Source organism: Thermus sp. FJN-A (assembly GCF_054655095.1).
Genome location: NZ_BAAHSC010000167.1, coordinates 116,373 through 140,969, shown reverse-complemented (window position 1 = coordinate 140,969; position 24,597 = coordinate 116,373). Strand labels below are relative to the sequence as shown.

The 24,597-nt window shown below is 68.9% G+C and carries 25 protein-coding genes and 1 tRNA gene; 12 read left to right on the top strand and 14 right to left on the bottom strand.

The features are described from left to right. The first annotated feature begins 59 nt into the window (after positions 1–59). Positions 60–602 (top strand): Uma2 family endonuclease, encoded by a 543-nt coding sequence (locus tag ACYQ0J_RS03715; RefSeq protein ID WP_460170831.1) that lies wholly within the window; start codon positions 60–62, stop codon positions 600–602. Here ACYQ0J_RS03715 and ACYQ0J_RS03710 read toward each other — a convergent pair. From ACYQ0J_RS03710 to ACYQ0J_RS03695, 4 genes are all read right to left on the bottom strand, one after another. Next, positions 599–1,150: a Uma2 family endonuclease gene (locus ACYQ0J_RS03710; RefSeq protein WP_460170830.1), complete on the bottom strand. Its 552-nt coding sequence runs from the start codon at positions 1,148–1,150 to the stop codon at positions 599–601. The two genes, ACYQ0J_RS03715 and ACYQ0J_RS03710, sit on opposite strands and share 4 nt — an antisense overlap. Before the next feature lie 28 nt (positions 1,151–1,178). Beyond that, the gene (locus ACYQ0J_RS03705) at positions 1,179–1,832 is read right to left on the bottom strand and encodes a chromosome segregation protein ScpA (protein WP_460170829.1); all 654 of its coding nucleotides are present in this window, start codon (positions 1,830–1,832) and stop codon (positions 1,179–1,181) included. Next, positions 1,829–2,842 carry a tryptophan--tRNA ligase gene (trpS, locus tag ACYQ0J_RS03700; RefSeq protein ID WP_460170828.1) on the bottom strand — a complete coding sequence of 338 codons (1,014 nt, stop codon included), beginning with the start codon at positions 2,840–2,842 and terminating at the stop codon, positions 1,829–1,831. The genes ACYQ0J_RS03705 and trpS overlap by 4 nt, the downstream gene beginning before the upstream one ends. Before the next feature lie 44 nt (positions 2,843–2,886). After that, positions 2,887–2,973: transfer RNA gene (locus ACYQ0J_RS03695), tRNA-Leu, on the bottom strand. 194 nt (positions 2,974–3,167) lie between these two features. Here ACYQ0J_RS03695 and leuC point away from each other — a divergent pair. From leuC to ilvD, 6 genes are read left to right on the top strand one after another with little or no spacing between them, the layout of a single operon-like run. Beyond that, complete coding sequence (gene leuC, locus ACYQ0J_RS03690; protein WP_460170827.1) at positions 3,168–4,580, top strand: 3-isopropylmalate dehydratase large subunit; 1,413 nt, start codon at positions 3,168–3,170, stop codon at positions 4,578–4,580. Positions 4,581–4,583: 3 nt separating this feature from the next. Beyond that, complete coding sequence (gene leuD / locus ACYQ0J_RS03685; protein ID WP_460170826.1) at positions 4,584–5,189, top strand: 3-isopropylmalate dehydratase small subunit; 606 nt, start codon at positions 4,584–4,586, stop codon at positions 5,187–5,189. Further along, a complete protein-coding gene (gene leuB / locus ACYQ0J_RS03680; RefSeq protein ID WP_460170825.1) occupies positions 5,186–6,223 on the top strand; it encodes a 3-isopropylmalate dehydrogenase in 1,038 nt (345 codons plus the stop codon). The genes leuD and leuB overlap by 4 nt, the downstream gene beginning before the upstream one ends. Positions 6,224–6,232: 9 nt before the next feature. Beyond that, positions 6,233–6,766: a Uma2 family endonuclease gene (locus ACYQ0J_RS03675; RefSeq protein WP_460170824.1), complete on the top strand. Its 534-nt coding sequence runs from the start codon at positions 6,233–6,235 to the stop codon at positions 6,764–6,766. Beyond that, the gene (locus tag ACYQ0J_RS03670; protein WP_460170823.1) at positions 6,763–7,497 is read left to right on the top strand and encodes an SDR family NAD(P)-dependent oxidoreductase; all 735 of its coding nucleotides are present in this window, start codon (positions 6,763–6,765) and stop codon (positions 7,495–7,497) included. Before ACYQ0J_RS03675 ends, ACYQ0J_RS03670 begins: the two co-directional genes overlap by 4 nt. Beyond that, positions 7,494–9,167, top strand: a complete 1,674-nt coding sequence (gene ilvD, locus ACYQ0J_RS03665) for a dihydroxy-acid dehydratase (RefSeq protein WP_460170822.1) — start codon at positions 7,494–7,496, stop codon at positions 9,165–9,167. The genes ACYQ0J_RS03670 and ilvD overlap by 4 nt, the downstream gene beginning before the upstream one ends. A gap of 29 nt (positions 9,168–9,196) precedes the next feature. On the opposite strand, the gene ACYQ0J_RS03660 is transcribed toward ilvD, so the two are convergent. From ACYQ0J_RS03660 to ACYQ0J_RS03620, 9 genes are read right to left on the bottom strand one after another with little or no spacing between them, the layout of a single operon-like run. Then, on the bottom strand, positions 9,197–9,577 hold the full coding sequence (locus ACYQ0J_RS03660; protein WP_460170821.1) for a c-type cytochrome: 381 nt from the start codon (positions 9,575–9,577) through the stop codon (positions 9,197–9,199). 35 nt (positions 9,578–9,612) lie between these two features. Further along, entirely contained in the window at positions 9,613–10,668 is a 1,056-nt protein-coding gene (locus tag ACYQ0J_RS03655; RefSeq protein ID WP_460170820.1) for a polyamine ABC transporter substrate-binding protein, read from the bottom strand. Further along, positions 10,665–11,444 carry an ABC transporter permease gene (locus ACYQ0J_RS03650; protein WP_460170819.1) on the bottom strand — a complete coding sequence of 260 codons (780 nt, stop codon included), beginning with the start codon at positions 11,442–11,444 and terminating at the stop codon, positions 10,665–10,667. The genes ACYQ0J_RS03655 and ACYQ0J_RS03650 overlap by 4 nt, the downstream gene beginning before the upstream one ends. Next, on the bottom strand, positions 11,441–12,301 hold the full coding sequence (locus ACYQ0J_RS03645; RefSeq protein WP_460170818.1) for an ABC transporter permease: 861 nt from the start codon (positions 12,299–12,301) through the stop codon (positions 11,441–11,443). Before ACYQ0J_RS03645 ends, ACYQ0J_RS03650 begins: the two co-directional genes overlap by 4 nt. Continuing rightward, on the bottom strand, positions 12,294–13,364 hold the full coding sequence (locus tag ACYQ0J_RS03640; protein ID WP_460170817.1) for an ABC transporter ATP-binding protein: 1,071 nt from the start codon (positions 13,362–13,364) through the stop codon (positions 12,294–12,296). The genes ACYQ0J_RS03645 and ACYQ0J_RS03640 overlap by 8 nt, the downstream gene beginning before the upstream one ends. A gap of 18 nt (positions 13,365–13,382) precedes the next feature. Further along, a complete protein-coding gene (gene rodA / locus ACYQ0J_RS03635) occupies positions 13,383–14,462 on the bottom strand; it encodes a rod shape-determining protein RodA (RefSeq protein ID WP_460170816.1) in 1,080 nt (359 codons plus the stop codon). Positions 14,463–14,466: 4 nt separating this feature from the next. Continuing rightward, complete coding sequence (gene minE, locus ACYQ0J_RS03630) at positions 14,467–14,688, bottom strand: cell division topological specificity factor MinE (RefSeq protein ID WP_460170815.1); 222 nt, start codon at positions 14,686–14,688, stop codon at positions 14,467–14,469. Next, positions 14,688–15,494, bottom strand: a complete 807-nt coding sequence (minD, locus tag ACYQ0J_RS03625; RefSeq protein WP_460170814.1) for a septum site-determining protein MinD — start codon at positions 15,492–15,494, stop codon at positions 14,688–14,690. Before minD ends, minE begins: the two co-directional genes overlap by 1 nt. Then, the gene (locus tag ACYQ0J_RS03620; RefSeq protein ID WP_460170813.1) at positions 15,491–15,799 is read right to left on the bottom strand and encodes a winged helix-turn-helix transcriptional regulator; all 309 of its coding nucleotides are present in this window, start codon (positions 15,797–15,799) and stop codon (positions 15,491–15,493) included. The genes minD and ACYQ0J_RS03620 overlap by 4 nt, the downstream gene beginning before the upstream one ends. Before the next feature lie 71 nt (positions 15,800–15,870). Between ACYQ0J_RS03620 and ACYQ0J_RS03615 the strand changes: the two genes are divergently transcribed. From ACYQ0J_RS03615 to ACYQ0J_RS03605, 3 genes are read left to right on the top strand one after another with little or no spacing between them, the layout of a single operon-like run. Beyond that, positions 15,871–16,008, top strand: coding sequence for a hypothetical protein (locus ACYQ0J_RS03615; RefSeq protein ID WP_460170812.1), 138 nt, complete (start codon positions 15,871–15,873; stop codon positions 16,006–16,008). Between the two features lie 9 nt (positions 16,009–16,017). Next, the gene (locus tag ACYQ0J_RS03610) at positions 16,018–17,562 is read left to right on the top strand and encodes an acyl-CoA mutase large subunit family protein (protein WP_460170811.1); all 1,545 of its coding nucleotides are present in this window, start codon (positions 16,018–16,020) and stop codon (positions 17,560–17,562) included. Positions 17,563–17,571: 9 nt separating this feature from the next. After that, positions 17,572–17,958, top strand: coding sequence for a nuclear transport factor 2 family protein (locus ACYQ0J_RS03605; protein ID WP_460170810.1), 387 nt, complete (start codon positions 17,572–17,574; stop codon positions 17,956–17,958). Positions 17,959–17,990: 32 nt separating this feature from the next. Here ACYQ0J_RS03605 and acs read toward each other — a convergent pair whose 3' ends face one another. Then, positions 17,991–19,937: an acetate--CoA ligase gene (acs, locus tag ACYQ0J_RS03600; protein WP_460170809.1), complete on the bottom strand. Its 1,947-nt coding sequence runs from the start codon at positions 19,935–19,937 to the stop codon at positions 17,991–17,993. Between the two features lie 129 nt (positions 19,938–20,066). Between acs and ACYQ0J_RS03595 the strand changes: the two genes are divergently transcribed. After that, positions 20,067–22,607, top strand: a complete 2,541-nt coding sequence (locus ACYQ0J_RS03595; RefSeq protein ID WP_460170808.1) for an AMP-binding protein — start codon at positions 20,067–20,069, stop codon at positions 22,605–22,607. Beyond that, the gene (locus tag ACYQ0J_RS03590; RefSeq protein ID WP_460170807.1) at positions 22,585–24,468 is read left to right on the top strand and encodes an acetate--CoA ligase; all 1,884 of its coding nucleotides are present in this window, start codon (positions 22,585–22,587) and stop codon (positions 24,466–24,468) included. Before ACYQ0J_RS03595 ends, ACYQ0J_RS03590 begins: the two co-directional genes overlap by 23 nt. Positions 24,469–24,597: the final 129 nt, after the last annotated feature.

Genomic DNA, 24,597 nt, shown 5'->3' with positions numbered 1-24,597 from the left:
CCGAGATGGAGCCGCCAGTTCTGATGCAGCAGGGCCTTTTCTAGCGGTAAACTCTAGTCATGGGCGCGGCCAAGGCGGTGCGGCCCCTCAGCCTGGAGGAGTACCTGGCCCTGGAGCGGGAGGCCCCGGTGAAGCACGAGCTGGTGGAGGGCTTCCCCCACGCCATGGCCGGGGCCAGCGACCGGCACAACCGGGTGGTGGTGAACCTGGTCTTGGCCCTGGGCCCCCTGGCCCGGAAGCGGGGCTGCCGCCTCTACGCCAGCGACATGCGGCTCAAGGTGGACGCGGCCACGGTCTACTACCCGGACCTCATGGTGGTCTGCCAGGAAGACCCCGGGGAATACTACAAGGAGAAGCCCTGCCTGGTGATAGAGGTGCTCTCGGACTCCACGGAGGCCACGGACCAGAGGGAAAAGCTCCGCAAGTACCTGAGCCTGCCCACCCTCCAGGCCTACCTCCTCCTGGACTCCCGCACCCCTCGGGCCTTCGGCTATTACCGGGAGGCGGAGGGCTGGGTGTACCGGGAAGCGGAGGAAGGCACGCTTCCCCTCCCCTGCCTAGGGGGACGCCTGGACCTCGCCGAGGCGTACCACGGCCTCTAGAGGGCCACCCCCTCGTAGAGGGCGGAGAGGGGAAAGCGGGCCTCCAGGCAAGGCACCTCCACCTCCCCCTCCTCCCACAGGCGGTAGAGCCAGCCCTCCCCCTGGCGGAAGTAGCCCTCCACCCGCCTCTCCCGGGAGTCCACCAGGAGGTAGGCCTCTAGGCTCGGGATCTCCCGGTAGCGCCAGAGCTTCTCCCGGCGGTCTATGGCCTCGGTGCTCTCGGAAAGCACCTCCACCACCAAACAAGGCCGCTCCTTGTAGAGGGGGTGGGGGTCCTCCCCGCACACAGCCATGAGGTCCGGGTAGTAAAAGGTGCGGGAGGAGACCCTTAGCTTCATGTCCGCCACGAAGAGCTTGCACCCTTTGGCGCGGGCAAAGGGCCAGAGGTGGGCAAACAGGTTGCCCACCACTAGGTTATGGGCCTCCGTAGCCCCCGCCATGGCGTAGGGCACGCCCTCCAAGAGCTCGTGCCGCACGGGGGACTTCTCCTCCAGGGCCAAATAGGCCTCGGCGTCCAAAAGCTCCAAGGGCCTCGCCGCCTCGCCCATGGGGCCATTGTATCCTGGCCTGGGGAGCTTAAGCGCTGCGCTCCAGGTCCCCCTCGAGGGCCCCCACGGGCTCCACGTAAAGGGGCGCGAAGGGCACCTCCTGGAAGAGGCGCACCCGGCCCAAGCGAAAGGCCTCGAGGAGGGCGGCGAAACCCACGGCCTTCTCGCTCCAGGTGGTGAGGGGAAGACTCTGGAAGGCCACCCGGCCCCGGATGGCCCCCTTAAGCCGCTCCCAGGCCTCCCGCACCCCGAAGCCCTCCCGCGCCAGGAGCAAGACCGCCTTGCGGAAGGGGCGGACCGCCTCCTGCAAAGCCTTCGGGGGAAGCCGCAGGGCGGGCCTGGGCACGGGGGGTGGGGCCACGGGGAGGAGGCGGGCCCGCCTCTGGAGGCGCTCCTCCAGGAAGGCCACGGTCTGGGAGAGGTCCACCAGGACCCGCACCAGGGGGGCCTCCTCCCCCTCCTTGGGGGCGAGGGCCTTCTCGGGGGCAAGCTTCAGGAGCAAGAGCTCGGCCAGGAGGGGCAGAAGCTCGGCCCTGGCCCTGAGGTCCTCGGGCACCTGGGCCAGGGCCTGCTCCACGATGGCGAGCACGGGCAGGCCCCGGGGGGAGAGCCGGCCCCGCCTGAGGGCCTCCCGGAGCTCTTGGGGCGTCCCGGAAAACCCGGGGAAGTCCAGGCGGATCACCGGGGGACGGGGTGCCTCTTGGGCAGGAGGAGGCCCACCTTTTCCCGCACCTCCTCCATGGTGGCCTGGGCCACAGCCCGGGCCCGCTTAGCGCCCTCCAGCAGAGCGTCCATCACGTAGTCCGGGTCCCGCTTCAGGGCCTCGGCCCTTTCTCGGATAGGGCGGAGGGTGCGCATGAGGTGCTCGAAGAGGATCTCCTTCACCACCAGGGTGCCGATCCCCGCCTTGCGGTACTCCTCCTTCAGGGCCTCCACCAGCTCCTTGGGGGCGAAGTAGGAGAGGTAGGTGAAGACGATGGTCCTCTCGGGGTTCCCGGGGTCGGAGAGGCGGATCCGCTGGGGGTCATCGGGGAGGTGGCGGATCTTCTCCCAGATGCTCGCTTCCGGCTCCAGAAGGCCGATGGTGTTCCCCAGGGACTTGCTCATCTTGGCCTTGCCGTCAATGCCGGGGACCCTCGGGGCCTCGGGGTTGAGGAGGGCCTGGGGTTCGGGGAAGGTCTCGCCGAAGAGGTGGTTGAAGCGGCGGGCGATCTCCCGGGTGAGCTCGATGTGCTGCACCTGGTCCTCCCCCACGGGGACGGTGTCCGCCTTGTAGATGAGGATGTCCGCCGCCTGCAGCACGGGGTAGAGGAGGAGGCCACTCCAGACGGTTTCCTGCTTGCTGGCCTTGTCCTTGAACTGGGTCATGCGGGTGAGGTCCCCCAAGGGGGTGAGGGTGGTGAAGACCCAGGCGAGCTCCGTGTGCTCGGGGACATGGGACTGGACGAAGAGGGTGACCCGCTCGGGGTCAAGCCCTGCCGCCATGTTCACCAGGGCCGCCTCAAAGGTGCGCTGGGCGAGGGTGGAGGGGTCGTAGGCCAGGGGGTTCGTGAGGGCGTGGTAGTCCACGATGCAGAAAAAGGCCTCCCGGCCCAGCCGCTCCCCGATCTCCACCCACTGCTTGATGGCCCCCAGGTAGTTGCCGATGTGGATCTCCCCCGAGGGCTGGATGCCGGAAAGCACCCGCTTCATGGCCCTAGTGTAGCAAAAGGCCAGGCCCCCTTGCGGGGGCCTCCTGGTGCCGGGGGCGGGACTTGAACCCGCACGTCCGCGAGGACACACGACCCTGAATCGTGCGCGTCTACCAATTCCGCCACCCCGGCAGACGCAAGGGTCATTGTAGAAGGGGCCCGGCCTTTCGTCAAGCTTGACCCGGAGGGGGAAAGCCCTTAGGCTAAGGGGCAATGCGGCGGGGCATCCTGCTAGACCTAGGCCGGGCGGGCCCGGCTTAGGGAGGCCTTTCCGCTTTCCCCCGGGCCTTGAGAACCCGGGGGCTTTTTGTAAGGGGAGGGAGAGAATGGGAAAGACGCTCTACGAGAAGGTGTGGGAGGCCCACGAGGTGAGGAAGCTCAAAAGCGGCCAGAGCCAGCTTTTCATAGACCTTCACCTCCTGCACGAGGTCACGAGCCCCCAGGCCTTCGGGATGCTCAAGGACCTTGGCCTTCGGGTACGCTACCCCCACCGCACCTTCGCCACCGTGGACCACATCGTCCCCACCCACGACCGCACCGAGCCCTTCCAGGACCCTCTGGCCCAGAGCATGCTGGAGGCCCTCAGGGCGAACACAAGGGAGCACGGCATCACCTTCTTTGACCTGGGGAGCGGCGACCAAGGCATCGTCCACGTCATCGGGCCCCAGCTCGGCCTCACCCAGCCCGGGATGACCATCGCCTGCGGGGACTCCCACACCTCCACCCACGGGGCCTTCGGGGCCGTGGCCTTCGGCATCGGCACGAGCCAGGTCCGGGACGTCCTCGCCACCCAGACCCTCGCCGCCCAAAAGCTCAAGGTGCGGCGGATCAACGTGGAGGGAAGGCTCGCCCCCGGGGTCTACGCCAAGGACGTGATCCTCCACATCATCCGCCACCTGGGGGTGAAGGGGGGCTTGGGCTACGCCTACGAGTACGGGGGAAGCGCCGTGGAGGCCATGGACATGGAAAGCCGCATGACCCTCTGCAACATGTCCATTGAGGGGGGCGCCCGCATCGGCTACGTGAACCCCGACGAGACCACCTTCCGGTACCTCGAGGGCCGCCCCTACGTCCCCAAGGGGTCCGAGTGGGAGGAGGCCAAAAGGAGGTGGCTCGCTTGGCGCTCCGACCCCGACGCCTCCTACGACGACGTGGTCACCTTCCGCGCCGAGGAGATCGCCCCCACCGTCACCTGGGGCATCACCCCGGGCCAGGCCATCCCCATTGACGGCAGGATCCCCCTCCTGGAGGAGTTGCCGGAGGAGGAGCGCCCCGTGGCCGAGGAGGCTTTGGCCTACATGGGCTTCAGTCCGGGCCAGCCCATCAAGGGGGTGCCCATCCAAGTGGCCTTCATCGGAAGCTGCACCAACGCGAGGCTTTCCGACCTCCGGGAGGTCGCCCGCTACCTCAAGGGGCACAAGGTGAAGAAGGGGGTGCGGGCCCTGGTGGTGCCGGGCTCGGAGTGGGTGGCGAGGAAGGCCGAGGAAGAGGGGATCGCCGAGGTCTTCCGCGAGGCGGGGTTTGAGTGGCGGATGCCCGGCTGCTCCATGTGCCTGGCCATGAACCCGGACCGCCTCGAGGGGGACGAGCTCGCCGCCAGCAGCTCCAACCGCAACTACAAGGGGAGGATGGGAAGCCCCAGGGGCCGCACCGTCCTCATGAGCCCCCTCATGGTGGCGGCGGCGGCCGTGGCCGGGGAGATCGCCGACGCCCGGGAGGTCTTTGGCCTCGGGAGGTAAGCCATGCTGGAGAAGTTCACCGTAATCCGCGGCAGGGCCGTGCCCTTGAGGGGCGAGGACATCGACACGGACCGCATCATCCCCGCCCGCTTCATGAAGGCCCTCACCTTTGAGGGCCTGGGCCGGTACCTCTTCTACGACGAGCGCTTTGACGAGAGGGGCAACCCCAAGCCCCACCCCCTGAACGACCCCCGCTACCAGGGGGCAAGCATCCTCCTGGTGGAGGCGGGCTTTGGCTCGGGCTCTAGCCGCGAGCACGCCCCCCAGGCCATCAAGCGGGCCGGGTTCAAGGCCCTCATCGGGGAGAGCTTCGCGGAGATCTTCTTCGGGAACGCCACCGCCATCGGCCTCCCCTGCGTCACCCTGGCCCCCGAGGACCTGGCGGCCCTCTTCCGGGCGGTGGAGGAGGACCCAGGGCTTTCGGTGGAAATAGACCTGGTGGAGAAGGAGGTGCGCTTCGGGAACCGCACCGCCCCCCTCTCCATCCCGGAGGCCGCCCGGGAGGCCCTGGTGGGGGGGCTTTGGGACCCCATCGGGGAGTTACTGGAGGCCGGGGAGCTTCTGGACCAGTTTGACCGGAGGCTCCCCTACCCCAGGAGGTCGGAATGAGGGTGGCGGTGCTCCCGGGGGACGGGATCGGCCCCGAGGTGACGGAGGCGGCCCTGAAGGTCCTTAAGGCCCTGGACGAGGCGGAGGGCCTGGGCCTCGTCTACGAGCGCTTCCCCTTTGGGGGGGCGGCCATAGACCACTTTGGCGAGCCCTTCCCCGAGGTCACGCGCAAGGGGGTGGAGGAAGCGGAAGCGGTGCTCCTGGGAAGCGTGGGCGGGCCCAAGTGGGACGGGCTTCCCCGGAAGATCCGCCCGGAGACGGGGCTTTTGGCCCTGAGGAAGAGCCAGGACCTCTTCGCCAACCTCCGCCCCGCCAAGGTCTTCCCCGGGCTGGAAAGGCTTTCCCCCCTCAAGGAGGCGGTGGCCCGGGGGGTGGACCTCCTCATCGTCCGGGAGCTCACCGGGGGGATCTACTTCGGCGAGCCCCGGGGGATGTCGGAGGCGGAGGCCTGGAACACGGAGCGCTACAGCAAGCCCGAGGTGGAGCGGGTGGCCAAGGTGGCCTTTGAGGCGGCGAGGAAGCGCCGGAAGCACGTGGTGAGCGTGGACAAGGCGAACGTCCTCGAGGTGGGGGAGTTCTGGCGCAAGACCGTGGCGGAGGTCCACGGGGGGTATCCGGACGTGGCCCTGGAGCACCAGTACGTGGACGCCATGGCCATGCACCTGGTCCGCTCCCCTGCCCGCTTTGACGTGGTGGTCACGGGGAACATCTTCGGGGACATCCTCTCGGACCTGGCGAGCGTCCTCCCGGGCTCCCTAGGCCTCCTCCCCTCCGCCTCCTTGGGGCGGGGGACCCCGGTCTTTGAGCCGGTCCACGGCTCCGCCCCGGACATCGCGGGCAAGGGCATCGCCAACCCCACCGCCGCCATCCTCTCCGCGGCCATGATGCTGGAGCACGCCTTCGGCCTGGTGGAGCTGGCGCGGAAGGTGGAAGACGCGGTGGCGAAGGCCCTCCTGGAGGCCCCGCCCCCCGACCTCGGGGGGAGCGCGGGCACGGAGGCCTTCACGGAGAGGGTTCTCCGCCACCTGGCCTAAAATGGGGCTATGATCCGGCACCGCTTCAGCGCCGAGGACTTCCACCGCATGGCCGAGGCGGGCATCCTCGGGGAGGACGACCGGGTGGAGCTCATCCGGGGGGAGGTGGTGGAGCTGAGCCCCGTAGGCAAGCGGCACGCATACGTCCTGAACGCTCTGGTGGACCTCTTGGCCCCTCTACGGGGTAAGGCCTTGCTCTCGGTGCAAAACCCCCTCCTGCTTTCCCCGGACACCGAGGTCTATCCGGACCTCGCCCTCCTCCAGCCCCCGAGAACCCGGTACCGGGACCGCCTGCCCGAGGGGAAGGATGCCCTCCTGGTGGTGGAGGTGGCGGACACCTCCCTCCGGTACGACCTCCAGGTAAAGCTTCCCCTCTACGCCCAAGCCGGAGTGCCCGAGGTGTGGGTGGTGGACCTGGAGGGGAAGCGGGCCCTCGTCCACCGGAAGCCCGAGGCGGGGGCCTACCGGGAGGCCCTGGCCTTGGGGCCTGGGGCCAGGCTTTCCTTCCTGGGCGTGGAGATCCCCCTGGAGGAGCTCCTATGAGAAGGACCCTGATCCTCACCGGGGCGAGCCGGGGCATCGGGCGGGCCCTGGCCCTGGAGCTCGCCAAGGAGGGGTATGATCTGGTGCTGAACGCCCGCTCGGAGCCATCCCTTTCGCAGGTGGCGGAGGAGGTGAGGGCCCTGGGGGCCAGGGCCGAGTGGGTGGCGGGGAGCGCCGGCAAGGCCGAGGTGGCCCAGGCCCTGGTGGAGCGGGCGGAGGCCCTGGGCGGGTTTTACGGCTACATCCACAACGCCGGGGTCCTGCACCCCGGGCCCCTGGTCTACGAGATCGCCGAACCCCTCTTCCTGGAGGTGCTGGAGGCCAACCTCCTGGCCGGCTACCAGCTCGCCCGCTTCGCCTACCCCAGGCTCCGGAAGCAGGGGGAGGGGCTCGCCGTCTACGTGGGCTCGGGGGCGGCGGAGAGCAACCTCCCCGGCATCGGGGCCTACGCAGTGGCCAAGGCCGCGGAGGAGCACCTGGCCAGGCAGCTCGCCGCGGAGGTGCCCGAGGTGGTGTGCTTCGTCTACCGCCCCGGGGTGGTGGAGACGGAGATGCAACGCCAGGCCCGGGAGGCCCAGGGAAGCGCCGCGCCCGTGCTCCACCAGGTGTTTAGGGGCTACAAGGAGGAAGGCCTTTTGCAAACCCCGGAGAAAGCCGCCAGGGCCCTGGTGCGCCTCTTGGGCCGGGCGAGGGCCTTTCACGGGAAGATCGCCAGCTGGAGGGAAGCATGAGGTCAGACCGGATCAAGAAGGGCGTGCAGCAGGCGCCCGCCCGGGCCATGCTCCGGGCGGTGGGGGTAGGGGACGAGGACTTCGGAAGGCCCTTTGTGGGGGTGGTGAACACCTTCACCGACGGCATGCCCTGCAACTTCCACCTGCGAAGCCTGGCCCTCCACCTCAAGGCCGGGCTCAAGGAGGCGGGGCTTTTCCCCTTTGAGTTCGGGGCCCCCGCCATCTCCGACGGGATCAGCATGGGCACCCCGGGCATGCGGGCGAGCCTCGTAAGCCGCGAGGTCATCGCCGACAGCGTGGAGCTCGTCGCCCAAGGCTACCTCTACGACGGCATGGTGGCCCTCTCCGCCTGCGACAAGACCATCCCGGGAACGGCCATGGGGGTGATCCGCAGCGGCGTCCCCGGCATGGTCCTCTACGGGGGGACGATCGCCCCCGGGGAGTGGCGGGGCCGGAAGCTCACCATCGTGGAGGTCTTTGAGGCGGTGGGGCAGAGGGCCGCGGGGAAGATCGGCGAGGAGGAGCTTTTGGAGATTGAACGCCGGGCCATCCCCGGCCCCGGGGCCTGCGGCGGCCAGTACACCGCCAACACCATGGCCATGGCCCTCGAGGCCTTGGGCCTCTCCCCCGTGGGCTACAACGCCATCCCCGCCGTCCACCCCGAGAAGGCCAAGGCCACCAAGGAGGCGGGAAGGGTCCTGGCCTGGGCCATAGAGAACGACTGGAAGCCCAAAGACTTCCTCACCCGGAAAAGCTTCCTCAACGCCATCGCCGCCGTGGCCGCCACGGGGGGGAGCACCAACGCCGTCCTCCACCTCCTCGCCCTGGCCAAGGAGGCGGGGGTGGAGCTCAGCCTGGACGACTTTGACCAGATCTCCCGCAAGACCCCGGTGATCGCGGACCTCCGCCCTTGGGGCACCTACACCGCCTGGGAGCTCTACGAAGCCGGGGGGACGGCCCTCGTCTTCAAGCGGCTTCTGGAGGCGGGGCTCCTCTTTGGGGAGGAGAAGACCCTCACGGGCCGCACCCTGGCGGAGGAGGTGGAAAGGGCCTACCGGGAACAAGAGGGGCAGAAGGTGGTCTTCCCCGTGGAGAAGGCCCTCAAGCCCCACGGGGGGCTCGTGGTGCTCAAGGGGAACCTCGCCCCTAAAGGCGCCGTCCTCAAGCTCGCGGGGACGGAGCGCACCTCCTTTGAGGGGCCGGCCCGGGTCTTTGACTCGGAGGAAGCGGCTATGGAGAAGGTCTTGAAGGGCGAAATCCGCCCCGGGGACGTGGTGGTCATCCGCTACGTGGGCCCCAAGGGGGCGCCGGGGATGCCCGAGATGCTCTCGGTGACGAGCGCCATCGTGGGGGAAGGCCTAGGGCCGGAGGTGGCCCTCCTCACCGACGGCCGCTTCTCCGGGGGCACCCGCGGCCTCATGATCGGCCACATCGCCCCCGAGGCCTTCGTGGGCGGGCCCATCGCCCTCCTGGAGGAGGGGGACCGCATCCGGATTGACGTGGAAGGCCGCCGCCTCGAGGTCCTCCTTCCCGAGGAGGAGCTGGAAAGGCGGAGGGCCCGCTGGCGGCCCCGACCCCCCGCCTTCACCCACGGCCTCTTCGCCCGCTACGCCGCCCTGGTGCGCCAGGCGGACGAGGGGGCGGTGCTGGAAACGCCCCACCGCGGCTAAAGCCGCGGTGGGGGCCCCAAAGGCCCCCTTTAGGGCCGCCTCACCTGGTCGGGGGTGAGGTTTAGGCCCCGCCCCCCGGCCACCTCCCCCGGGGAGATGGGCTCGCCCTTGACCTGCAAGAGGGCCTTGAGGTGGTTCAGGAGGGCGGCCAGCTCCTCGTTCTTGAGCTGGGCAAAGCCCGGCATGAGGCCTGCCTCCCCCTTCTTGCCGTAGAGGACCACCAGGACCAGGTAGCGCCGGCCCTCCGGGGTGGCGAAGAGGGGGGCCACCCCCTGGAGCCCAGGGTAGGGCCGGACCCCCTGGGCCTTCTCCCCGTGGCACACGGCGCAGGTACGGCCCCAAAGCCCCTCCGCCCCCTGGCCCAGGGCCTCGGCCAGAAGAAGCGCCACCAGGGCCAGCGCTCGCCTCATGGGCCCAGTATAGCCCGCCTTTCCCTGCCCCGCCTTTAGCGGGCCTTCACCTCGGTCCAGACCCGGTCAAAGAGGGCGATGTCGGGGCCCAGGTCCTTCAGGTACTCAAGCTTCCGCCGCACCTCCTCCGGGGGGAAGACCGTGGGGTCCTCCCGCACCGCCTGGGGCAGGAGGGGGATGGCGGCGGCCACGGGGGTGGCGTAGCGGGTGTAGGCCGCCAGGGCCGCGGCGTTTTCCGGCTCCAGGAGGAAGTCCATGAAGCGGTAGGCCAGGTCCTGGGCCGGGCCCCGGGCCAGGACCACCATGGCGTCGGTCCACAGGGTGCTGCCCTCCTTGGGGAGGGCGTAGCGGAGGCGGCTATCCTCCTCGCGGGCCTGGAGGACATCCCCCGAGTAGGCGAGGGCCAAGGCGGCGTCCCCCGCCAGGATGCGGTTCAGGGCCTCCACCCCCCCGGCGAAGCCCACGGAGCGCCGCTTGGCGGCAAGGAGAAGCTCCTTGGCCCTTTCCAGGGCCTCTGGGTCGGTGGTGTTCACGGAGTGGCCCAGGTACCTGAGGGCAGCCCCAATGGTCTCCCGCATCTCGTCCAGGAGGAGGAAGGGCCCCACCTGGGCCTTGGGGTCAAAGAAGACGGCGTAGGAGTCCACGGGACCCTGGACCAGGTCCTCCCGGTAGGCGATCCCCGTGGTGCCCCAGAGGTAGGGGACGGAGTACCGCAGGCCGGGGTCGTAGGGAGGGTCCTGGAAGAAGGGGTCCAGGTTGGCCAGGTTCTTGAGCCTGCCCTTGTCCAAGGGGGCGATGAGCCCCTCCCGGGCCATCTGCAGGACGTAGTAGTCCGGGGCCACCACCAGGGAGAACTCCCGGTCCGCCCCCGCCTTGAGCTTGGCCAGCATGGCCTCGGGGGACTCAAAGGTGTCCAGGACCACCTTGGCCCCGGTTTCCGCCTCGAACTTCCGGATAAGCTCCCCCGGGATGTAGTCCGCCCAGTTCAGGAAGTAGAGGGTAGCCGCCCCCGGGGTTCCCTTAGGCCGGAAGAGGAAGACCCCCAGGAGGACCAAAACCGCCAAGAGCCCAAGGATGGCCATCCGCCTCATACGCGCCTCCGGCTAAGAGCATACCCCAGGGCCAGGAAGAAGGCGGAAAGGCCCACCACCAGGGTGGAGAGGGCGTGGACCTTGGGGCTCACCCCCAGCTTCACGCTGGAGTAGATGTAAAGGGGCAGGGTGGTGGCCCCGGGCCCAGCGGTGAAGAAGGTGACCACGAAGTCGTCCAGGGAGAGGGTGAGGGCGAGGAGCGCCCCCGCCGCCACCCCGGGCCAGGCCAGGGGCAAAGTCACGTGGAAGAAGGTCTGCCACCCCCTTGCCCCCAGGTCCCGGGCCGCCTCCTCCAGGCCGGGGTCCAGGAGGAGGAGCCTGGAGCGCACCACCAGGGTCACGAAGGCCACCTGGAAGGTGATGTGCCCCAGGATCACCGTGAGGAGGGAAAGCCGGGGGAAACCCAAGAGCTCCCGGGCGAAGGCGAAGAGGAGCAAAAGGGAAACCCCCATCACCACGTCCGGCACCACCACGGGAACGTAGAGGAGGTAGCGCAAAAACCCCTTTCCCGGGAAGCGGTAGCGCACGAGCCCCAGGGCGAGGAGGGTGCCCAGGACCGTGGAGACCAGGGTGGAGACGAAGGCCACGGTCAGGGTGTTCAGGAAGTATTCCAGTACCCGCGGGTCCTGGAAGAGGGCCCGGTACCAGTCCAGGGTGAAGCCCGTGAAGCGCACCCCCCGGCGGCTCTCGTTGAAGGAGAGGGCCACGATGACCAGGATGGGCAGGTAGAGGAAGAGGTAGACCAAAAGGGCGTGGAGGGAGAGGAGCCGCCTCATACCAGATCCTCAAGCCCCCTTTCCCCCTGGAGGCGGGCGTAGAGGTAGAGGCTGAGGAGGACAAAGCCCATCAGGAACACGCTCAAAGCCGCCCCGAAGGCCCAGTCCCGACTGACGCCGAACTGCTGCTGGATGAGGTTGCCGATGAGGACCACCCGCCCCGCCCCCAGGAGGTCCGCCACCACGAAGGTGCCCATGGCGGGGATGAAGACGAGGACGCTTCCCGCGAAGAGCCCGGGGTAGGTCTGGGGAAGCACCGCGTGGAGGAAGGCGCGAAAGGGCCTCGCCCCGAGGTCGTAGGCCGCCTCCAGAAGCTGCCAGTCTATGCGCTCCACGCTGGCGTACACGGGGAGGACGAAGAAGGGCAAAAAGGTGTAGACCGTGGCCAAAAGCACGGCGAAAAAGGAGGGGTAGAAGGCGTAGGGCTCGAGGCCAAAGGCCTGCAAAAAGGCGTTCACCAAGCCTTCCCGCTGCAGGAGGACGAGCCAGGCGTAGACCCGGATGAGGAAGTTGGTGAGGAAGGGGAGGAGGAGCAAGAAGAGGAGGAGGTCCCGCCTGGGGTGGCGGGCGATGTGGAAGGCCAGGGGGTAGCCCAAAAGGGCGGAGAGGAGGGTGGCCAGGGCCCCCACCAGGAGGCTTTGCGCGAAGGTCTCCAGGTAGGCGGGCTGGAGGATGCGGGCGTAGTTGTGGAGCCCTAGGGGGCCCTGAAGCTCCCCGTAGGGCCCCCGGGTGAGGAAGGAGGCCAAAAGCACTAGGAGGGTGGGGAGAAGGACGAAGAGGAAAAGCCAAAGCCCCCCGGGGCCCACGGTCACCAGCACGCGGAAAAGGCGCTGCAGGGGGGTCGCCGCTTCATTCATGGACCACCACCAGGTTCTCCGGGGGAAGGTAGCAGAGCACCTCTTCCCCGTAGGCGAACTCCTCGGCCCCCGGCTCCTGCAGGTCCTGGTTCAGGGTGTAGGCCAGGAGCCGCACCTCTCCCGCTCGCAGGTAGTACTGGTTTTCCGCCCCCGTGTAGACGATCTCCTCCACCACCGCCCGCACCAGGTTCTCCCGAGCGGGAAGCCCGTTGGCCGCCGGGTAAAGCCGGATCTTCTCCGGGCGGATCACCAGAAGGGCTTCCCGCTCCAAGGGGGCTTTAAGGCGCAGGGGCCCCAAGGGGGTTTCCGCCCCCGAGGGGTGGGGCCTTGCGGGAAGAAAGTTGGAGCGGCCCAGGAAGTCCGCCACGAAGCGGTTTTTCGGCCGCTCGTACACCTCGTCGGGGAGGCCCAGCTGCTCTATGCGCCCGGAGCGCATGACCGCGATGCGGTCCGACATGACCAGGGCCTCCTCCTGGTCGTGGGTCACGAAGATGAAGGTCTTGCCGAGGCGCCTCTGGAGCTGCATGAGCTCCACGCGGAGCTCCTGGCGGAGCTTGAGGTCCAAGGCGGAAAGGGGCTCGTCCAGGAGGAGGACCTCGGGTTCCAGCACCAGGGCCCGGGCCAGGGCCACCCGTTGCCTCTGTCCCCCGGAAAGCTCCCGCGGGTAGCGCCTCTCCAGGCCCACGAGGTCCACGAGCTCCAGGGCCCAGGCCACCTTCCGCCGCACCTCCGCCGGGGCCAGGCCCTTCATCCGCAGACCGAAGGCCACGTTGCCCTCCACGGTCATGTGGGGGAAGAGGGCGTAGTTTTGGAAGACGGTGTTCACGGGGCGGTCGTAGGGGGGCACCCCGGCCATGTTCCGCCCGGCGATCTCGATGCGGCCCGCATCCGGGGTGTCAAACCCGGCCAGGAGCCTCAAGAGGGTGGTTTTGCCGCAGCCCGAGGGCCCTAAGAGGCTGAAGAACTCGCCCCTGTACACCTCCAGGTCCACCCCGTCCAGGGCCACCACCCCGCCGAAGGCCTTGCGCACTCCCGAAAGGCGCACCAGCACGTCCCCGGCCACGGGGCCCAGTTTAGCAGCCTAGGGGGCCACGCGGTCCCGGTGCACCAGGAGGACGAGCCCCAGGGAGAAGAGGGTGGCCACCAGGCTGGAACCCCCGTAGGAGAAGAGGGGAAGGGTGAGGCCGGTCACGGGCATCACCCCCAGGGCCACCCCCAGGTTGACCAGCACCTGGAAGCCCAACATGCCCCCCACCCCGGCGAGGAAGAGGCGGTCGGAAAGCCTCGGGCACTCCAGGGCCAGCCCCAGGAGGCGGACCAGGAGGAGGGCGTAGAGGCCGAGGAGGGCCACGGTGCCCACGAACCCCCACTCCTCCGCCCAGACGGCGAAGACGAAGTCCGTGTGGCGGAAGGGCACGAAGCCCAGCTGGGTCTGGGTCCCCTGGCCGTAGCCCTTCCCGAAAAGCCCCCCGGAGCCGATGGCGATGGTGGACTGGATCACCTGGAACCCCTGGCCCAGGGGGTCGCGGTAGGGGTCCAGGACGATCAGCACCCGCTCCTGCTGGTAGGGCTTCAGGTTGGGCCAGACCAGGGTGGGGAGCAAAAGGGCCAGGGCCAGCCCCCCCACCAGGAGGTGCTTCCCGGGGAGGCCCCGGACGAAGAGGACGCTGAAGGCCCCGAAGAGGACCACCAGGGTTCCCCCCAGGTCCGGCTGCAGGAGGAGGAGGAGGGCCACCGGGGCCACTAGGAGGCCGGGGAGGAGGTAGTCCCACACCCGGCGCAAGGGGCGGCCTTCCAACAGCCTGGCCAGGGCCAGCACCAAACCCAGCTTGGCCAGCTCCAGGGGCTGGAACTGCAGGGGGCCTAGGACGAACCAGGCCTTGGCCCCGTTGATCTCGCGGCCCAGGGCCAAGACCGCCACCAGGAGGAGGAGGGAGAGGGCGTAAAGGGGGTAGGCCAGGGCGAAGACCGTCCTGCGGGAAAGGAACTGGACCCCCACCAGGAGGAGGAGGCCCAGGGCGAAGGCCACCCCCTGGCGGGAGAGGAGGCTTGGGTCGGGGGCGGCGCTTTTCAGGTTAAAGAGGCCCAGGACCACCAGGGCCACGGCCAGGAGGGCCAGGCCCCAGTCGTAGGCCAGGAGGTTGGGACGCCTCAGGACCATGGGCCTAGCGCAAGGGGATGTCCGCCACCAGGACCATCTTTTCCCCCCGCTCCTCCAGGGCCACGGAAAGCCCCTCCTCCTGGGCGGGGAAGTAGCGGCGGAGGACCTCTAGGAGGTCCCGCTTCAGGCTTTCCACAAGCCCGGGGGAAAGCTTGGCCCGGTCGTAGGCCAGCACCAGCTTGAGCCGTTCCTTGGCCCTGTCCTTGCTCTTCTTCCTCCACCACATCAGCGGTTCCCCCCAAAGAGCCTGCGGATGACCCCCAAAAGCCCCTGGGCCTCCTCCAGGTGGCGGAAGGGCACCTCCTCGCCCCGGAGGCGGCGGGCGGTGTCCATGTAGGCCAAGGCGGCGGGGCTACTCCCCTTGAGGACCAAGGGCTCCCCCTGGTTGGTGGAGATGAGGACCTGCTCGTCCTCGGGGATGATGCCGATGGGCTTGAGGCCCAGGATCTCCACCACGTCCTCCACGGAGAGCATGTCCCCCCGGGAGACCATCTTGGGGCGGAGGCGGTTGATGACGAGGAAGTTCTCCCGGATCTCCCGGGCCTCCAACAGGCCGATGATGCGGTCGGCGTCCCGGACGCTACTGACCTCGGGGTTCACCACCACCAGGGCCCCTTCCGCCGGGGTGGCGGCGGTCTGGAACCCCTTCTCTATGCCCGCGGGGGAATCGATGAGCACCCGGTCGAAGCCCTCCTCCGCAAGAAGCCGCCCCACCAGCTCCCGGAACCGGGCCGGGTCCAGGGCCTCCTTGTCCTTGGTCTGGGAGGCGGGGAGGAGGTAGAGGTTCTCCACCCGCTTGTCCCGGATGAGGGCCTGGCGCACCTTGGCCCGGCCTTCCAGGACGTCAATCAGGTCAAAGACCACGCGCCCCTCGAGGCCCATGACCACGTCCAGGTTGCGCAGGCCCACGTCCACGTCTATGACCGCCACCTTCTCCCCCAGCTTGGCCAGGGCCGCCCCCAGGTTGGCGGTGGTGGTGGTCTTCCCCACCCCGCCCTTTCCCGATGTCACCACGATGGCTCTCGCTTTCACCGTACCCCCTCCTGCGCCGCCTCCAACACCTCTTCCAATCCGCGCAAGAAATCCAAGACCCGCTTGCCCCGCGGGGTTAAGGTGTATTCTACCCGGGGCGGCACCTCGGGGTAGGCCCGCCGCTCCACGAACCCCAGGAGGTGGAACTCCCTCAGCCGCTCCGCCAGGGTGCGGGGGGAGAGGACCAAGAGGCTCTCCAGGTCGGAGAAGCGGGAGGAGCCCCGGCTGAGGGCGAAGAGCACCTCCGGGGCCCCGCGCCGGGCCAGGACCTTGAGCACCTTACGGGCGTTCTTGGACAGGGCCATGGCCTAATGCTATCAAAGCCTACCGTAGCTAGGAAGCCCGGAAGCGAGGGAAAAGGGGTATCCTGAAAGGCGTGGAGCAGGACTCGAGGCCCGACTGGCGGGATTTCCTGGCCCTGGTGCTGGCGGCCTACAGCCTCCTCTTGCCGCCCCTCCTCCTGGTCCTGGGGGCGCTTTTCCTCTTCCTTCTCCTGGTGCGCGTTTTCCTGTAAAACTAGGGCATGGAAGGCCTGTTTGAGTCCCTACCCGAAGGCTACCGGGAGAAGCTGGGCCGCCCCGGGGAGTACCCCTACACCCGGGGCATCTACCCCCGCATGTACCTGGACAGGCTTTGGACCATGCGCCAGTACGCGGGCTTCTCCACCGCCGAGGAGTCCAACGCCCGCTACCGATACCTCCTCGCCCAGGGCCAGACGGGCCTATCCGTGGCCTTTGACCTCCCCACCCAGCTCGGCCTGGACCCCGACCACCCCATGAGCGTGGGGGAGGTGGGGCGGGTGGGGGTGTCCATCGCCACCCTGGAGGACATGGAGAAGCTTTTTGACGGCATCCCCCTGGACCAGGTCTCCACCAGCATGACCATCAACGCCCCGGCCATGATGCTCCTGGCCCTCTACCTCCTGGTGGCGGAGGCGCAGGGGGTTTCCTGGGACAAGGTCTCGGGCACGGTGCAAAACGACATCCTCAAGGAGTACTTCGCCCGGGGCACCTACATCTACCCCCCCGGACCCTCCATGCGCCTGGTGACCGATATCTTCGCCTTCTGCGCCGAGCGCGTCCCCAGGTGGAACACCATCAGCATCTCCGGCTACCACATCCGCGAGGCCGGGGCCACCGCCGCCCAGGAGATCGCCTTCACCCTGGCGGACGCCAAGGCCTACGTGCGGGCCGCCTTGGCGCGGGGTCTGGACGTGGACCGCTTCGCCCCGAGGCTCTCCTTCTTCTTCGCCGCCCACGGGGACATCCTGGAGGAGGCCGCCAAGTTCCGCGCGGCAAGGCGCCTTTGGGCAAAGATCATGCGGGAGGAGTTCGGGGCCAAGGATCCGAAAAGCTGGATGCTCCGCTTCCACACCCAGACCGGGGGCTCCACCCTCACGGCCCAAGAGCCCCTGAACAACGTGGTGCGCACCGCTTACCAGGCCCTGGCGGCGGTGCTCGGGGGGACGCAAAGCCTCCACACCAACGCCTACGACGAGGCCCTGGGCCTGCCCACGGAAAAAAGCGCCCTTTTGGCCCTCCGCACCCAGCAGGTCCTGGCCTACGAGAGCGGGGTCACCCGGGCCGTGGACCCCTTGGGGGGCAGCTTCTACGTGGAGCACCTTACCGAGTCCTTGGCGCAGGAGGCGGAGAGGCTCCTCGCCGAGATCGACGCCCTGGGCGGGGCGGTGGCCGCGGTGGAGGCGGGCTACTTCCAACGGGCCATTGAGGAGTCCGCCTGGCGGTTCCAGAAGGAGGTGGAGGAGGGGAGGCGGGTCATCGTGGGGGTTAACCGCTTCTTTGACCCCAATAGCCCCCTGAACGAACCCACCCCGGTGCAGCGCATAGACCCCGAGCTCCACGAACGGCGGAAGCGGGAGCTCGCCACCTTTAAGGCGAAGCGGGACGGGGAGAGCGTCCGCATTGGCCTGGAAAGGCTAAGGGAGGCGGCAAGGGGGCAGGAGAACCTCTTCCCCTACGTGCTGGAGGCCTTCCGCCGCCGGGCCACCCTGGGGGAGGTCTGCGGGGTCTTAAGGGAGGAGTGGGGGGAGTACCAGCCCCCCCGCTAGGAGAAGCCCATGGAAGGCGAAGCCGAGCTCTGGAACTTTTTGGAGAGGCACCTGAGGAGCATCTACGAGGGCGACTGGGCCACGTACGAGGCCACCACCCACGAGGAGCTTTCCCTTTACGAGTGGTTCGTGACCCCCCACCGCCTGGACGGCCTTCCCTTCCACCGCTTCATGGTGGAGAAGAACTGGGCGACCCGGGGCAGGCCCTACCGGATAGACCTCCTGGAGAAGCGCCTCCAGCGCTACGGGGAGGTGGCCATCTTCAGCTACACCCTCCTCCTCACCGTGGAGGAGGAGGGCAGCTTAAGGCACCAAACGGTCAACGAGAGCCGGGTGGCGGTGCGCTTCCCCGAGGGCTGGAAGGTGGTGCACGTGCACAAGAGCCCGGCCGGGTAAGGCCCCGGCCGGGGTCCCGGCGCGGGGTGGTCCTACACCCCTTCCTTGAGCCGTTCCACCACCCTGTGGTCCTCGAGGGTGGAGGTATCCCCCTTGATCTCCTTTTCCCCGGCGGCGATCTGGCGCAGGAGGCGGCGCATGATCTTGCCGGAGCGGGTCTTGGGCAGGGCATCCGTGAAACGCACCTCGTCCGGGCGGGCAATGGGCCCGATCACCTTGGCCACATGGGCCTTGAGCTCGTCCCGCAAGGCATCGGAGGGAGCATGTCCTTCCTTCAGGGTCACGAAGGCCACGATGGCCTCTCCCTTCAAGGGGTCGGGCCGGCCCACCACCGCCGCCTCGGCCACCGCGGGATGGGAAACCAAGGCGGACTCAATCTCCATGGTACCGAGCCGGTGCCCGGCCACGTTTAGAACGTCGTCCACCCGGCCCAGGATCAGGTAGTAGCCATCCTTATCCCGACGGGCCCCATCCCCGGTGAAGTAGTTGCCGGGGTGCTGGCTGAAGTACTGCTGCAGGAAGCGGTTGGGATCCCCCCAGACGGTGCGGAGCATGCTGGGCCAGGGACGGGTGATGCAAAGGTCCCCGCCCTCGTCGGGATTCTCCACCGGCTTGTGCTCGGAGTCCAGGATCTCCGGCTTCACCCCGAAGAAGGGCTTCCCCGCATGCCCAGGCTTCATGGGATGCGCCCCGGGCAGGTTGGTGATCATGATGCCCCCGGTTTCCGTCTGCCACCAGGTGTCCACGATGGGACAACGGCCCTTCCCGATCACCTGGTAGTACCAGAGCCAAGCCTCGGGGTTGATGGGCTCCCCTACGGTGCCCAAAAGGCGCAAGGAATCCAGCCGGTGCTTCAAGGGCCAACCCTCGCCCCACTTCATGAAGGCCCGGATGGCGGTGGGAGCGGTGTAGAGGATGTTCACCCCGTACTTGTCCACGATCTGCCAGAAGCGGTCGGGCTCGGGCCAGTTGGGGGCTCCCTCGTACATCACCGTGGTGGCTCCGTTCAGAAGGGGCCCGTAGACCACGTAGGAGTGGCCGGTGATCCAGCCCACGTCGGCGGTGCACCAGTAGACATCCTCGTCCTTCAGGTCAAAGACCAGCTTGGTGGTGAGGTAGACGTAGGTCATGTAGCCGCCCAGGGTGTGGAGCACCCCCTTGGGCTTCCCCGTGGAACCCGAAGTGTAGAGGATGAAGAGGGGCTCCTCCGCCTCCATGGGCTCGGGGTCGCACCGGTCCGAGACCGCCTCCATGAGCTCGTGCCACCAGTGGTCCCGCCCCGGGACCATGGGCACTTCCTCCCCGGTGCGGCGCACCACCACCACGTGCTCCACGCTCCCCGCCTCCCTTAGGGCCTCGTCGGCGTTCTGCTTGAGGGGCACGATGCTCCCGCGCCGGTAGCCGCCGTCCGCGGTGATGAGCACCTTGGCCTCCGCGTCCTTGATGCGGTCCGCCAAGGCCCCCGAGGAGAACCCCCCGAAGACCACGGAGTGCACGGCCCCGATGCGGGTGGCCGCCAGCATGGCGATGGCCGCCTCGGGGATCATGGGCAGGTAGATGGTGACCCTGTCCCCCTTCCTGACCCCCAGGCGCTTCAGGACGTTGGCGAACTTCTGCACCTCGCGCCAGAGGTCGTAATAGGTGAGGACCCTCTCCTCCCCCGGCTCCCCCTCCCAGATGAGGGCGGCCTTGTTCCGGCGCCAGGTGTTCACGTGGCGGTCCAGGGCGTTGTAGGCGAGGTTCGTCTTGCCCCCCACGAACCACTTGGGGTGGGGCAGGTCCCCGTCCAGGACCTTCTGCCAGGGTTCAAACCAGTGGAGTTCCGAGGCCACCCGGCCCCAGAAGCCCTCCGGGTCCCTGAGGCTTTCCTCGTAGAGGCGCTCGTACTCCTCCTCGCTCTTGATGTGGGCCTGCTGGCGGAAGGCCTCGCTGGGGTAGAAGATCCGCTCTTCCTTGAGCACGCCTTCAATCCGGTCCATCTTCCCCTCCCTTGGCCTTGAGGATAGGCCGGCTCCTTCCGCGGGGTCAAGAAAAGGGGGGTTTTTCACCATTTGCCAAAGCCCGCCTTTCTTGACAGGGTCCGACTGCCCCACGGAAGATGGGCGCAAATGGCCAGGAAGAGGAGCCTCTCCACGGTCCAGGCCGCCTTGCGCATCCTGGCCTACCTGGCCGAGCACCCCGAGGGGGTGGAGGTGAAGGAGGTGGCCCGCCTCCTGGGGAAGAGCCTTTCCACCGCCTATGCCCTCCTCAACAGCCTGGCGGAGGAAGGGTTCGCCGTGAAGACGGAGCGGGGCTACCGCCTGGGCACGGCCAGGCCGGTCCCGGCGGAGGGGTCCAAGGACCCCTACCTGGGCGAGGCCCTGGAGGAGCTTTACCTGCGCACCCGGGAGCGGTGCTACCTGGCCCTCCTCACCCCGGAGGGGGTGAGGCTCAGGACCCGGGGCCGGCAGGGCCAGCCCCACCCCCTGGGGGAAACCCTCCCGGAGGAGGCCCACGCCCTGGCCCTGGGGAAGGTGCTCCTGGCCTTCGGGGCCCTGTCCCCTCCCCCCTTGCGCCCCCGCACCCCCTACACGCTCACCGAACCCCTGGCCCTGGAGGAGGAGCTCAGGCGGGTCCGGGAGTCGGGCCTAGCGGTGGAGATGGAGGAGTACGCCCCGGGGCTTTCCGCCTTGGCCGCCCCCCTCTTCGGCCCCCGGGGGGAGCTTTTGGGGGCTCTGGGGGTGGTGGTGCCCGCGCGGCGCTTCCCCTTCGCCTTCAGCCGCCTGGCCCGGGCCCTGGCCGAGGTGGCCCAGGTCTCCCCCCACCTATCCCCCCCCAGCCCTCCCCCCCTTCCCCCGCCCGTGGAGGTGGCCACCCCCACCCAGGCCGTGGACCCACCGCCAGGCCTGGCCCGGGAGGCCAACCTGCGCGACTTCCAAGAGGCCTACCGGGCGAGCCTCGAGGACCCCGAGGCCTTCTGGGGGGGCTTCGCCCGGACCTTCGCCTGGGAGAAGCCTTGGGAGGCGGTCCACGACCCGGAGGCCCGGGCCTGGTTCCCGGGGGGGTGCACCAACGCCGCCCTGAACGCCCTGGACCGCCACCTCCCGGAAAGGGCCCAGCAGGTGGCCCTCCTCACCCTGGACGGGGAGGGGGCCTTGGCCAAGTGGACCTACCGGGAACTCCAGGACCTCTCCGCCCGCCTGGCGGGCGTGCTCCGGGGCCTGGGGGTGGGCCCGGGGGACCGGGTGGCCCTTTACCTGCCCACGGGGGCGGAGGCGGCCATCGCCCTCCTGGCCCTGGCCCGGCTCGGGGCGGTGCACGTGGCCCTGCCCGTGGGCCTGGGCCCCGAGGCCCTGCGCCAGCGCCTCCTGGGAAGCCAAGCCCGGCTCCTCATCGCCGCCGACGGCTATTACCGCCGGGGGCAGCTCGTGCCCTTGCGCCCCGTGGTGGAGGCCGCCCTTTCCGGCCTGGACCTCCCCGTCCTCTGGCACGCCCGGGGCACCACGGAGTTCCTGGAGAGGGCCACGGAGGGGAAGCCCCAGGAGCCCCTCCCCGTCCCCGCCTCCCACCCCCTCTTCGTCCTCTACACCTCGGGCTCCACGGGCACCCCCAAGGGGGTGGTCCACGGCCACGGGGGGTACATGGTGGGGGTGGCCTGGGCCCTCCGCTACCTCTTTGACCTGAAGCCGGGGGAAGTTTTTCACACCACCGCCGACCTCTTCTGGGTGGTGGGCCACTCCTTCGGCCTCTACGCCCCCCTCTTCCTGGGCGGCACCAGCCTCCTCCTGGAGGACCGCCCCGACCACCCAAGCCCCGCCGCCTTCTACGAGCGCCTAAAGCGCCTCGGGGTGGACCTCCTCCTCACCTCCCCTACCTTCTTGCGTACCCTGCGCCGCCACGGGGAGGCTAGGCCCACGGGGCTCCGCCTGGTGGGGAGCGTGGGCGAGGCCTTGGCCCCGGAGGTGTGGGGCTGGGCCCGGGAAAACCTGGCCTGGCCCCTGGATAACTGGTGGCAGACGGAACTCGGGGCCCCCGCCCTGGCCACCCCCCTCCCCCTCCCCGCCAAGCCCGGGTACGTGGGGGTACCCCTGCCCGGGGTGGAGGCCCGTGTGGTGGACGGGGAAGGAAGGGTCCTCCCCCCGGGAAAGAAGGGCCACCTAGTCCTCCTGCGCACGGGGCCGGCCCAGATGGTGGGCCTCCTGGGGGGGGAAAGCCCCTGGCGGGGAGGGCTCTACTGGACCGGGGATCTCGCCACCATGGACGAGGAGGGGTACTTTCGCATCCTGGGCCGCTCCGACGAGATGATCAAGGCGGGGGAGGCCAGGCTCGGCACCGCCGAGGTGGAGGCCATCGCCCTCACCCACCCGCAGGTGGCCGAGGCGGCCGCCATCGGCCTCCCGGGGGAGGAGGGGGAGGAGATCGTGGTCTTCGTGGTGCCCAAAAAGGAGGTCTCCGAGGAGCTGAAGCCCCTCCTGGCGGAAAAGCTCAAGGCCCACCTCCTGCGGCACCTGGGGCCCGTGCCCCCGCCCCGCGTCCTCTTCGCGGAAAACCTCCCCCGCACCCGGAGCGGCAAGATCCTGAGGCGGCTCCTCAAAGCCCAGCTCTTGGGCATGGACCCCGGGGACATCTCGGGGCTGGAGGAAGACTATGGCGGTGGAAAAGCTTCTTAGGGAGGAGGAACGGCTTTGGGCCCCCGAACCCTTGCGGGAGCAGGCGAACCTCAAGGACTTCTTCCAGGCGTACCGGAAGAGCCTCGAGGACCCCGAGGGGTTCTGGGGGGCCTGGGCGGGGCGCTTCTACTGGGAAAAGCCCTTCGAGAGGGTCCTGGAGTGGAACCCGCCGGAGCACCGCTGGTTTGTGGGCGGCACCACCAACGCCGTCTACAACGCCCTGGAACGCAACGTGGAAAGGGGCCTCCGCCACAAGGTGGCCCTCCTCTACCTCGCCGAGGACGGCCGGGAGGAGAAGCTCACCTACGGGGAGCTTTTGGACCGGGTGCGCCGCCTGGCCACGGGGCTTAGGCGCCTCGGGGTGGGAAAAGGGGACCGGGTGGTGATCTACATGCCCCTCACCCTGGAAGGGGTCCTCGCCATGCTCGCCACCGCCTACATCGGCGCCATCCACAGCGTGGTCTACGCCGGGCTCGGGGTGGCGGCCCTGAGGGAGCGCATCCTGGACGCCGGGGCCAAGCTCCTCATCGCCGGGGACGTGAGCTACCGCAGGGGCAAGGGGGTGGACCTCCGGTCCATCGTGGAGGAGGCGATTAAGGACCTTCCCCTCGAGGTCATCTGGTTCCAGCGGGCCTATAAGGCGGAGCTTCCCCAGGGGCATTACGACTTCCACGAGCTCCTTTGGAACACCCCCCCGGAGGCCCGGGCGGAAATGGTGGACGCCGAGCACCCCCTCTTCATCCTCTACACCTCGGGCTCCACGGGGAAGCCCAAGGGCGTGGTCCACGTCCACGGGGGGTATATGGTGGGCACCACCTACCACCTGCGCACCTTCTTTGACGTGAAGGACGAGGACGTCTTCTGGGCCACGAGCGACATCGGCTGGATCGTGGGCCACTCCTACATCGTCTACGCTCCCCTTCTGGAGGGGATCACCTCCGTCCTCCGGGAAGGGGCCCCCGACCACCCCGACCCCGGGGCCCTCTGGCAGGCGGTGGAGCGGTACCGGGTGAACGTGATGTTCACCGCCCCCACGGCGGTGCGCATGTTCATGAAGTACGGCCCCGAGTGGCCCAGGAAGTACGACCTCAGCTCCTTGCGCCTCATCGCCGTGGCCGGGGAGCCCTTGAACCCCGAGGCCCTGAAGTGGGCCTACGCCCACCTGGTGGACGGGGGCAGGCGGGGCTTCGTGGCGGACAACTGGTGGCAGACGGAGCTCGGCGGCCCCACCCTGGGCACCCTCCTGGTCCTCCCCGCCAAGCCCGGCTTCGCCGGGGTGGCCCTCCCCGGGGTGGAGGCGGCGGTGGTGGACGAGGAGGGGAGGCCCGTGCCCCCGGGGCAGGGCGGCCTCCTCGTCCTCAAGCGGCCCTTCCCCCACATGATGCGCACCGTCTGGGGCAACCACGAGCGCTACCTGCAGTACTGGTGGGAGGTCCCGGGAGGGTTCTACGCTGCCGGGGACGTGGCGAGCCAAGACGAGGAGGGCTACTTCTGCGTCCTAGGCCGGGCGGACGATGTCCTGAACGTAGCCGGCCACCGCATCGGCACCGCCGACGTGGAAAGCGCCCTGGTCTCCCACCCCGCCGTGGCCGAGGCCGCGGTCATCGGCGTCCCCGACCCCCTCAAGGGGGAGGCCATCAAGGCCTTTGTGGTTCTCCGGCTTGGGCAAACCCCTTCCGAGGAGCTTAAGGAGGCCATCATCCAGCACGTGCGCCGGGAACTTGGGCCCATCGCCACGCCGAGCGAGGTGGTCTTCCTGGACAAGCTCCCCAAGACCCGCTCCGGCAAGATCCTGAGGCGGCTCCTCAAGGCCAAGGAGCTGGGGAAGGACCCGGGGGACCTGTCCACCCTCGAGGAATAGCCCTGGGGCCGGGGCTTCCCCGGCCCCAAAACGCTTCCCCCTGAGAAAACCCCGCCTTTTTCGCATGGCCGCAAAGGGAAGTTTTCTTGACACCCCCCTCATCCTTCCCTAAGATGGCCGCCAACCGCG

What these genes read in the sequence shown, in the direction of transcription:
- ACYQ0J_RS03715 (WP_460170831.1), top strand. Translation starts at nt 60, where the DNA reads ATGGGCGCGGCCAAGGCGGTGCGGCCCCTCAGCCTGGAGGAGTACCTG.
- leuB (WP_460170825.1), top strand. Translation starts at nt 5,186, where the DNA reads ATGAGGGTGGCGGTGCTCCCGGGGGACGGGATCGGCCCCGAGGTGACG.
- trpS (WP_460170828.1), bottom strand. Translation starts at nt 2,842, where the DNA reads ATGAAGCGGGTGCTTTCCGGCATCCAGCCCTCGGGGGAGATCCACATC.
- minE (WP_460170815.1), bottom strand. Translation starts at nt 14,688, where the DNA reads ATGTGGTGGAGGAAGAAGAGCAAGGACAGGGCCAAGGAACGGCTCAAG.
- acs (WP_460170809.1), bottom strand. Translation starts at nt 19,937, where the DNA reads ATGGACCGGATTGAAGGCGTGCTCAAGGAAGAGCGGATCTTCTACCCC.
- ACYQ0J_RS03620 (WP_460170813.1), bottom strand. Translation starts at nt 15,799, where the DNA reads ATGGCCCTGTCCAAGAACGCCCGTAAGGTGCTCAAGGTCCTGGCCCGG.
- ACYQ0J_RS03650 (WP_460170819.1), bottom strand. Translation starts at nt 11,444, where the DNA reads ATGAGGCGGCTCCTCTCCCTCCACGCCCTTTTGGTCTACCTCTTCCTC.
- ACYQ0J_RS03655 (WP_460170820.1), bottom strand. Translation starts at nt 10,668, where the DNA reads ATGAGGCGGATGGCCATCCTTGGGCTCTTGGCGGTTTTGGTCCTCCTG.
- rodA (WP_460170816.1), bottom strand. Translation starts at nt 14,462, where the DNA reads ATGGTCCTGAGGCGTCCCAACCTCCTGGCCTACGACTGGGGCCTGGCC.
- ACYQ0J_RS03660 (WP_460170821.1), bottom strand. Translation starts at nt 9,577, where the DNA reads ATGAGGCGAGCGCTGGCCCTGGTGGCGCTTCTTCTGGCCGAGGCCCTG.
- leuD (WP_460170826.1), top strand. Translation starts at nt 4,584, where the DNA reads ATGCTGGAGAAGTTCACCGTAATCCGCGGCAGGGCCGTGCCCTTGAGG.
- ACYQ0J_RS03675 (WP_460170824.1), top strand. Translation starts at nt 6,233, where the DNA reads ATGATCCGGCACCGCTTCAGCGCCGAGGACTTCCACCGCATGGCCGAG.
- ACYQ0J_RS03645 (WP_460170818.1), bottom strand. Translation starts at nt 12,301, where the DNA reads ATGAATGAAGCGGCGACCCCCCTGCAGCGCCTTTTCCGCGTGCTGGTG.
- ilvD (WP_460170822.1), top strand. Translation starts at nt 7,494, where the DNA reads ATGAGGTCAGACCGGATCAAGAAGGGCGTGCAGCAGGCGCCCGCCCGG.
- ACYQ0J_RS03605 (WP_460170810.1), top strand. Translation starts at nt 17,572, where the DNA reads ATGGAAGGCGAAGCCGAGCTCTGGAACTTTTTGGAGAGGCACCTGAGG.
- ACYQ0J_RS03595 (WP_460170808.1), top strand. Translation starts at nt 20,067, where the DNA reads ATGGCCAGGAAGAGGAGCCTCTCCACGGTCCAGGCCGCCTTGCGCATC.
- ACYQ0J_RS03590 (WP_460170807.1), top strand. Translation starts at nt 22,585, where the DNA reads ATGGCGGTGGAAAAGCTTCTTAGGGAGGAGGAACGGCTTTGGGCCCCC.
- ACYQ0J_RS03610 (WP_460170811.1), top strand. Translation starts at nt 16,018, where the DNA reads ATGGAAGGCCTGTTTGAGTCCCTACCCGAAGGCTACCGGGAGAAGCTG.
- leuC (WP_460170827.1), top strand. Translation starts at nt 3,168, where the DNA reads ATGGGAAAGACGCTCTACGAGAAGGTGTGGGAGGCCCACGAGGTGAGG.
- ACYQ0J_RS03670 (WP_460170823.1), top strand. Translation starts at nt 6,763, where the DNA reads ATGAGAAGGACCCTGATCCTCACCGGGGCGAGCCGGGGCATCGGGCGG.
- ACYQ0J_RS03710 (WP_460170830.1), bottom strand. Translation starts at nt 1,150, where the DNA reads ATGGGCGAGGCGGCGAGGCCCTTGGAGCTTTTGGACGCCGAGGCCTAT.